Here is an 8,918-nt window from a genome sequence, read left to right on the forward strand (position 1 = left end):
CAACTGCGTATTAATGCGTTACAGCCAAATATTTTTCAAGAAGTTCATGGTAAACCCCTTTTGACAACAATAACATGTCACAAATTTCACGCACAGCGCCACGACCACCATAAGCTTGGGTTACAAGGTCTGCACGACGACGAACTTCAACATGACCATTTGGTACTGTTACTTTCATTCCCGCAATCGCAAAAGCAGATAAATCTGGCCAATCATCACCCATATACAAACAATCTTCTGGTTTTAAACCTAGTTGCGTACAGGCTTGCTGTAAGGCAGTTCCTTTGTCTTCACGCCCCTGATAAACTAAGTCTACACCTAGATCACTCATACGCTTTGTCACAATATTGCTTTGGCGACCGGTAATAATGACAACTTTAATTCCAGCTTGCTGAACAAGTTTCATCCCAAGTCCATCACGAATATCAAATGACTTAATTTCATCACCTGAGTTCGTCAACGTTACAAAACCATCACTTAGAATACCATCTACATCCAAAACCAATGCTTCGATATGTCGTGCTTGTTCTAACAATACATAAGATGCCATGAATTAATTTACCCCAGCTTGAATTAAATCGTGCATGCTAATCACACCAATCACTTGTTTGGCATCATTGACTACTACAAATTGATTGATTTTTTTAGCATTCATTTGTTCTAGCGCTTCAACTGCTCTTGCTTCTTGTGAAATGGTTAGAGGATTTTCAATCATAACCTTTGACACAGCAAGATTAACATCAAAACCTTGTTGCTTATCAATGAGACGTCGCAAATCACCATCGGTAAATATACCTAACAGAACATCATTTTCATCCACAATTGTGGTTAATCCGAGACGTTTGTTTGATATTTCATATAGAACTTTATTCATTGGTGTATCTGGTGAAACTTTTGGTAGAGATTCACCCACATGCATCAGATGTTTAACGTGCAACAGTAATCGTTTACCGAGTGCACCAGCTGGATGCGACATCGCAAAATCATTTGCAGTAAATCCACGTGCTTCAAGTAAAGCAACCGCTAAAGCATCACCTAAAGCTAAAGTCGCTGTCGTGCTTGAAGTTGGTGCCAAACCTAATGGGCATGCCTCTTGAATATGACCAAGTGTGAGCGCAACATCAGCGTTCTGTGGCATTGGTCCACGGTCATCACCTGAAATTGTAATTAGTGGCACACCCAAATGTTTGATGAGTGGCATTAACATCATGATTTCGTCACTTTTACCAGAGTTCGAAATCGCGATCAGCACATCTCCACGCACTAACATCCCGAGATCACCATGGCCAGCTTCACCTGGATGCATAAAGAAAGACGGCGTTCCTGTTGATGCAAATGTTGCAGCCATTTTTCGACCGATATGACCAGATTTCCCCATACCAGTGACCACTAAACGACCTTGACACTGTAGGATAATTTGACATGCTTGGGAAAAACGATCATCAATCTGATTGGATAGTACCGATAAAGCTTGACGCTCAATCTCCAAGGTTTCTTTTGCAACCTTTTGAAAATCAATTGGATATATAGTATTTTCAGAATTCAAATCTGGGCACCTTGAGGCTGGATTCAGCCACAATTTCAATCATTAAATTATTCTTCATATATTAACATAAGCATGCAAGTATCTTTTTCTTAAATGTATAAATTTCATTTGCATAGATTTTTTACGCATAAAACTTTGTGAAAGATAAGCCTTAGGTTAAGATGAACCACCATTTTTTTAGCTTTTTGAAGACCTATGCAACCATTTGTTCTATATAACTCAGAGCAACGAAAAAAAGTTGAGTTTGTACCACGCAAAGAAGGACATATTGATATGTATGTCTGTGGGATGACAGTTTACGACTACTGTCATATCGGTCATGCTCGGGTTATGGTTGCATTTGACTATATTATTCGTTTTCTTCGTAGCCAAGGTTGGAAAGTTAAATATATTCGCAATATTACTGACATTGATGACAAAATTATTGCACGTGCGAATGAAAATGGTGAAAGCATTACAGCACTCACTGATCGCTTTATTCAGGCAATGAATGAAGATGCTGCCAATTTAGGATGCTTGGCACCTGATGAAGCACCTCGTGCGACAGAGTATATTGATCAAATGCAAAATATGATTGGTACTTTGGTCAATAATGGCACTGCATATCCTGCGTCAAACGGTGATGTGTACTTCGAAGTTGAAAAATTTAAAAAATACGGGCGTCTATCTGGTCGTAAACTCGAAGACATGCAAGCAGGTGCTTCCGAACGAGTCGATGTTGAAGTTGAAAAGAAACATCCTTTCGATTTTGTGCTATGGAAGCACGCAAAAGAAAATGAACCTTCTTGGAAATCTCCTTGGGGGAATGGTCGTCCAGGTTGGCATATCGAATGTTCAGCAATGTCTACATGTTGCCTTGGTAATCATTTTGATATCCATGGTGGTGGTTCTGACTTAACCTTCCCCCATCACGAAAATGAAATCGCACAAAGTGAGGCTGCAACTGGCGAACAATATGTAAACTATTGGATGCACGTAGGCTTTATCAATGTCGATGGTGAAAAAATGTCTAAATCTTTAGGCAATTTTTTCACGATTCGCGATGTCATGGAAAAATTCCATCCTGAAGTTATTCGTTACTTTATCGTTTCATCACACTATCGTAGCCCTGTGAATTTTTCTGATACCGCGCTTAAAAAAGCTAAAAACACATTAAGTCGTTTTTATCATTCATTTAAAGCATATCAACAGATATATGGTGCCGAAATTAATTCGCAATACGATGAAGCACTCGTTGAAAAGTTTAATGCAGCAATGCGGGATGATTTCAACACATCAGAAGCGATTGCGGTACTGTTTGAAATCAATAAAGAATTAAATCGTGCCGTAAAAGACGAACTTGCTGAACAGGCGGCCATATATTATGCCACCTTGCGCCATCTGACCAATATCTTAGGTCTTGTTCAACATAATGTTGATGAATTCCTAAAATCAGATATTGGTCAAGAAAGCTCATCTTTGAGTAATGATGAAATTGAAGATCTCATTCAACAACGCAAAGATGCCAAGAAAGAGAAAAACTTTGCACGTGCAGATGAGATTCGCCAAAATCTTCTTGATCAAGGCATTGTACTTGAAGATACGCGTCAAGGAACTTTATGGCGACGTGCTGATTAATTCATCAATTAAGTTTTGGAAGTGTTGACAGGGTGTGCAAAATCACTATAATTCACACCATATTGCGGGAATAGCTCAGTTGGTAGAGCACAACCTTGCCAAGGTTGGGGTCGCGAGTTCGAGTCTCGTTTCCCGCTCCAAAATTTTAAAAGCCTCAATCGAAAGATTGAGGCTTTTTTTTATTGACTTAAATTCTCAAATAAAGTCGACCTAGATTAAATTATTGGAATAAGTCAATTGAACACTTCAACAATACAGGTAACAGAAAATTATTTTAAAAAATGAGATTTAAATGAAAGGTTAGAAACCAAAAATTTAGAAATCGATTACTGTATTCATGCAAAACAATAGTTTCAGCTATTATAGTTAGTAATAGTCTTGCACATATTAATTTTAAGGCACTGAAAAATTAGGTCCAAACACGGAATCAGTTCTTAGTAATGCTAATGCATGGGAGGGCTACGCTAATGAAACTGAAATGTTCTGTCAGTCAAGCATTTTCTTTTTAAAGTCTAATCACCAACTAAATAGTTCAACCGTGATACTTACTCATATATGGAAACACGTAGCAAATACAAATAAGCTAGAATACACATTAGCAATTCGTTTTGGATTAGAACATGATGTTCACCACATGAGAATCTATTATCTGCAATAAGCTACCACACAAGAATTTACGTTCTCTTTCAAAAATATTTAAAAAAAGTGTTGTGAAAGAAGCAACATTAATCTTTGCAGAATTTAAAAGTCATGAGTTTAAAACCAGGTTTGGAAAACTTTCGCTATTCAAGATCTGATTGGACTCAAAGGGACTTTAGATGATCTTAATATTAGTGTTGTAATGGCTAGTGCGGCAGTATTACAGATAAAAAATAGTGGAGAGAAAATCAACCGAGCAATGTGTAAATTACTCTTCAACCAAGATTATAATTCAAAAATGCTCAAGGTTTTAGCTGAACAAGGAATTTATCCTGATGGTTAAAATTCACATTTATTAATAGTTAGTATTTTAACTGCTGCATTGTTTTCTACTGGATGTAATTCATCGCCTTCACTTCAACAAGAAGTGGATATTTAAGCAAGTTTTTTACCTACAATGTTACGTATTGATGGAAATATTTTTGCTTTAGCTAATCAAACCTCCCCAAATAATTTAACAATGGAGTTATTCGAATCTACTCTTTTAAAAGCAACTATGCTTCGTAAGTATGAAAAAGAAGCTAAAAATAAGTTCAGTCTAGAAAAAGATCGTAATCCTGTAGAGCTTAACTCTATGTGCTTAATGACTAAATTTCTACTCAATAAATCTTACATTGAAAAAGCTAATTTAAACTCGGAGTTCTATGAAGATATTTATGGTTGGATTAATACCAAAAATAAACTTTGGTCAAATTTATTGAAAGATACTACCGCTGGAACGTTTGAATATCCATGTATCGTAAAACAATCAAATATCCCGAACTAGTTCATTCTTATGTTGCAATTAAGCACTTATAAAGTGCTTTTTTATTGACTTAAATTCTCAAATAAAGTCGACCTAGATTAAATTATGAGAAAGAGAAAAGAGGAACTAACTGACCAAAGTCAAAGTTGCTCCACGCCCAATCACTCTCGAACTAGCAAAGGTTTTCATCTTAAATTCACGCTTTTTTTGATAAAATTAATCACTTTAATGCACTTTTTTAGGCTAAAAGCATGAGATTAAATGCTGACTTCTCTCAACCTGTGATGATTACTCCAGAGGATTACCAATGGATTCAATCCCCAAGAGGCGAAGTTAAACGAATGATGTTTGATCGTGTTGGCTTAGAACAAGCAAGAGCAACCAGCTTAGTTGAGTTCCCTTCAAATTCTCAGTTCCCAGAGCATCAACACCCCTTCGGTGAAGAAGTTCTAGTGTTAAAAGGGACTTTTACTGAAGATGATCATCAGCACTATCCATCTGGATGGTATATGCGAAATCCTCACCTTTCTAAACACATTGTCTCGAGCTTAGATGGATGTCTGATCTTTGTAAAACTCATGCAAATGTCTGAAGAAGAAAAATTAGCTACCCGAATTGATACTCGTGACGAGCGAAACTGGACCTATTTTAACAACAGAAAGATTTGCCAACTGTTTCAATCTGAGCATGAACACACCTTTCTCGAAAAATTCGAAAGCCAACAATTTTTCGAATCAACATATCATAACGGTATTGAAATTTTCATTATTGAAGGTGAATTGGTGATGAATGAACGAAATTATTCAGCTGGTTCGTGGATGAGGTTTCCGACTCAACATCGTATTGAATTCAAAGCAGGTGCTTCTGGCGCTTTGATTTATGTAAAAAAAGATCATTTAAAAAATATATAAACTCAAAAAAACCCAATACATTATTGGGTTTTTAAGCTAGTGCATTGATTAAGACTCATCATATGCGCTTTTTTTCCAGACACCCATATCAATAAGCTTCTGAATTTGCTTATCAATCACTTCCACTTTATATTCGTCGTGATGTCCCTGTTTTTGCTGTAAATACAAATTTTTAGGATATATATTATTTTTATAAATTAATTGTGCGCATTCTGCACGTATATCTTTCATCCAATTGGTCACCTGAGCGTGTGTACGATGATAACGAAGTGCCTCAATATCAACTACACCAGTCACATAGGTAGATCCATTGGTATCATGCTGCTTACCCACTATTTTACCTTTATGGTCCACAATCATAGAAAGACCACCACCACAATCGATCGGTGCTAATGTATTTTCATCAAGATACATTCCACCAATATTAGGTGCTACTACGTACATATTATTTTCTAAAGCACGAGCACGATTGGAGATTTCAAATACATCATTTTCAGTAAATGAAGCTGGTAAAGATGCACGATAGACGACTTCAGCACCATTCATCGCTAAGCCTCGACCATTTTCTGGAAAATTACCTTCCATTGCCATCATGATGCCCAATCGACCAATTTCCGTATCAACTACTGGCCAAAATGATTGAAGCTCTTCGCCATATTTTTTTACCCACTCATCATACAAATCATGAGGTGATGCTGAACGCTCGCATGGCAACAAAGCAGACATTTTGTGGTGTTTTAAAATAATTTCGCCTTGAGGATTTATAATAAATCCGACATTAAACATAATGCCTAGCCAATCATCATTTTTAGCTTTGGCTTGCGCCATGATAAAAACATTATGTTTTTTAGCTAACTCACCTAAACGATCTGTTTCAGGGCCTGGTATATCGATCGCACCATCATCTAAGAATTCTTGAATATCAACATCGAGTGCTTCATCGTTGAAGCCCTGCAATGCTCCCTCTGGGAGAACCAACAGTCTTACTGGAATATCTAAAGAACTCAACCATAATGCACCGGATGTAAGTTCCTCTAAATGAGAGATATTTTTCATAATATCTGCTCTACAACTTGTGCCCCATATTGTTGGAACTAATCCTACTACACCATAAGGTTTGATCATTTTGTTTTCCTCTAAATCCATTCAGTTTTTTTAATGTACTTAAAAATTATCAGTGTGCTGATAATTATGCAAGTTCAAAAACCAAAAAATTTAGAAAATTATTCTTCATTAATTTTTTTCATCCATTTCCTGACGATTCTTATTTCACTTTCACTAAAACCATCGACTAAAGAATCTTCTAAACGATCAATAGCATCACCACAATCTTCCATAAGTTTTTTCCCTAAATCTGATATCTCAATTAATTGAATTTTCTTATTCGTAGAATGAGAAGTTTTGTAGAGAATATTTTGTTTTTCTAATTTTGAGATCATCAAATTTACTGTTTGCGGTGTTAATGAAGCAAAACGTGCTATTTCCGCATTTGTGAAACCTGGGTAAGTCAAAATAATTTTCAAAATTGTGAACTGTGGTGGAGTGATTGAATATTCAGCAAGTACACGCTCCATTTTTAAACGATATACATGGGATGTCTTTCTTAATAAAAATCCAAGGTAACCCGATTCATTATCAAATATTTCAGGTGAATTCGTATTTTTTTTAAACATACCTATTGCCCTTTTATAAAATCATAAATATTATCAGCATGCTGATAAAAAAGTATTTGAGTTTAACTTTGCATTATATATGACTAATGCTGCTTAAATTTGAATACCTAGTCACAGTTTAGCTAAAAAAATAATGGAATAAAAATCAAACCCTTAAGGATATAGGATACGAAAATGCAAAATACTCTAAATGCTGAAGAACCCGCTTCGGTCAAAAAAAATACGAGATACGCTTGGTACGTAGTCACACTATGTATGTTGGCTTATATATTTTCTTATATTGATCGACAAATTTTAGTCTTGATGATTGAACCGATCAAAGCAGATTTAAATTTAACTGATACTCAGTTTAGTCTATTGCACGGTTTAGCTTTTTCCCTATTTTACGCATTTATGGGATTGCCAATCGCTTATTTAGCAGACCGATTTTCCCGACCAAAAATTATTGCAATTGGCATTATTTTTTGGAGCTTAGCAACAGCGGCTTGTGGTCTAAGTAAAAACTTCATTCAACTTTTTCTTTCAAGAATGGGGATTGGCATTGGTGAAGCAGCATTATCACCCGCAGCATATTCCATGTTTAGTGATATGTTCAGTAAAGACAAATTAGGTAAAGCCGTTGGTATTTACTCCATTGGTTCTTTTATCGGTGGAGGGATGGCTTTTCTCGTTGGCGGCTATGTGATCAGCTTATTAAAAGATGCAACGTTTATTGATGTTCCTTTACTCGGCATGATGAAGGCTTGGCAAGTTGCCTTTATTCTCGTTGGATTGCCAGGCGTTTTTATTGGTCTTTTATTTATTTTAACAGTAAGAGATCCGCAACGAACAGGACAAAAACTCGATGCCTCAGGTAATGTCGTAAAAGTTAAATTTACGGATTCATTTAAATTCTTAAAAAAGCACAGTAAGACATTTACTTGTCACTACATGGGCTTCACATTCTATGCAATGGCATTGTTTTGTGTCATGAGCTGGTCACCTGCATTTTATATGCGTAACTTTGGTCTAAGTCCTGTTGAAACAGGTTATATGTTAGGAACGATTCTACTTATTGCAAACACATCTGGCGTTTTCTTTGCAGGCTGGTTAACTGACTATCTGACAAGTAAAGGTCGACGTGATGCTGCAATGTATGCTGGTTATTTAGGTGGTTTAGGAATTATCTTACCGATTATTAGCTATACATTAGTAGACTCACTGTGGTTATCTGTTGCTATTTTTACAGTGGCTATGTTCTTTGCATCTTTCCCAATGCCAACCTCAACAGCAGCTATGCAAATTTTAGCTCCAAATCAATTACGAGCTCAAATTTCTGCAATTTTCTTGTTAATCAGCAGCTTAATTGGTTTAGGTATTGGAACTACTTTAGTCGCATTAATTACCGATAAAGTATTCGGGGATACCAACATGGTGGGTTATTCAATTTCAATCGTAGGTGGTTTCTCAGCGTTATTGACTATTATTTTACTCAAAACAGGATGTAAACATTTTGTGAAAAGTCTAGATGTAGAAAAAGATGAAATGGTCAGATAAGAAGTGATTTGAGCAAAATTACATAAAGCATTTTCTAAAATCTAAGCTCATATTTAGTTTATTTGTAAGCGTCCGCTGAACCCCATGCCTATTTTTTAATTTGAGTTGGATTTCCAGCGATGTGGCAGTAATTCTTCTATTTGGGTCGCTTTATGTGTCGGCAGCCTTTTCAGCACATCACTGAGATAGGC

Annotated in this window: 10 protein-coding genes and 1 tRNA gene; 6 read left to right on the forward strand and 5 right to left on the reverse strand. The window is 36.2% G+C overall.

Annotated features, from left to right (window positions below):
* Positions 1-10: 10 nt before the first annotated feature.
* Together FTV17_RS11170 and FTV17_RS11175 are read right to left on the reverse strand one after the other, a co-directional pair.
* The gene (locus FTV17_RS11170; RefSeq protein WP_179999563.1) at positions 11-550 is read right to left on the reverse strand and encodes an HAD family hydrolase; all 540 of its coding nucleotides are present in this window, start codon (positions 548-550) and stop codon (positions 11-13) included.
* A 3-nt stretch (positions 551-553) separates the two neighbouring features.
* Positions 554-1,528 carry a KpsF/GutQ family sugar-phosphate isomerase gene (locus FTV17_RS11175; RefSeq protein ID WP_179999591.1) on the reverse strand — a complete coding sequence of 325 codons (975 nt, stop codon included), beginning with the start codon at positions 1,526-1,528 and terminating at the stop codon, positions 554-556.
* 213 nt (positions 1,529-1,741) lie between these two features.
* Here FTV17_RS11175 and cysS point away from each other — a divergent pair, with 213 nt between their 5' ends.
* The 5 genes from cysS (at position 1,742) to FTV17_RS11200 (ending at position 5,518) form a co-directional block, all read left to right on the forward strand.
* Positions 1,742-3,163, forward strand: a complete 1,422-nt coding sequence (gene cysS / locus FTV17_RS11180; RefSeq protein WP_179999565.1) for a cysteine--tRNA ligase — start codon at positions 1,742-1,744, stop codon at positions 3,161-3,163.
* 64 nt (positions 3,164-3,227) lie between these two features.
* Positions 3,228-3,303 (forward strand) — tRNA-Gly (locus FTV17_RS11185).
* 701 nt (positions 3,304-4,004) lie between these two features.
* On the forward strand, positions 4,005-4,145 hold the full coding sequence (locus tag FTV17_RS11190) for a hypothetical protein (RefSeq protein ID WP_179999567.1): 141 nt from the start codon (positions 4,005-4,007) through the stop codon (positions 4,143-4,145).
* Positions 4,146-4,259: 114 nt separating this feature from the next.
* A complete protein-coding gene (locus FTV17_RS11195; RefSeq protein WP_179999569.1) occupies positions 4,260-4,628 on the forward strand; it encodes a hypothetical protein in 369 nt (122 codons plus the stop codon).
* A 230-nt stretch (positions 4,629-4,858) separates the two neighbouring features.
* Positions 4,859-5,518 carry a cupin domain-containing protein gene (locus FTV17_RS11200; RefSeq protein WP_179999571.1) on the forward strand — a complete coding sequence of 220 codons (660 nt, stop codon included), beginning with the start codon at positions 4,859-4,861 and terminating at the stop codon, positions 5,516-5,518.
* A gap of 48 nt (positions 5,519-5,566) precedes the next feature.
* Here the strand turns inward: FTV17_RS11200 and FTV17_RS11205 are convergent, their stop codons facing one another.
* Together FTV17_RS11205 and FTV17_RS11210 are read right to left on the reverse strand one after the other, a co-directional pair.
* A complete protein-coding gene (locus FTV17_RS11205) occupies positions 5,567-6,643 on the reverse strand; it encodes a nitrilase-related carbon-nitrogen hydrolase (protein WP_179999573.1) in 1,077 nt (358 codons plus the stop codon).
* Positions 6,644-6,741: 98 nt separating this feature from the next.
* A complete protein-coding gene (locus tag FTV17_RS11210) occupies positions 6,742-7,191 on the reverse strand; it encodes a MarR family winged helix-turn-helix transcriptional regulator (protein WP_179999575.1) in 450 nt (149 codons plus the stop codon).
* 174 nt (positions 7,192-7,365) lie between these two features.
* Between FTV17_RS11210 and FTV17_RS11215 the strand changes: the two genes are divergently transcribed.
* Positions 7,366-8,727 (forward strand): MFS transporter, encoded by a 1,362-nt coding sequence (locus tag FTV17_RS11215; protein WP_179999577.1) that lies wholly within the window; start codon positions 7,366-7,368, stop codon positions 8,725-8,727.
* 95 nt (positions 8,728-8,822) lie between these two features.
* On the opposite strand, the gene FTV17_RS11220 is transcribed toward FTV17_RS11215, so the two are convergent.
* A partial coding sequence (locus tag FTV17_RS11220) for a transposase domain-containing protein (RefSeq protein ID WP_143242124.1) occupies positions 8,823-8,918 on the reverse strand: 96 nt, incomplete at its 5' end.

This window comes from Acinetobacter sp. YH12239 (assembly GCF_013417635.1).
In the GTDB taxonomy this organism is placed as follows: domain Bacteria; phylum Pseudomonadota; class Gammaproteobacteria; order Pseudomonadales; family Moraxellaceae; genus Acinetobacter.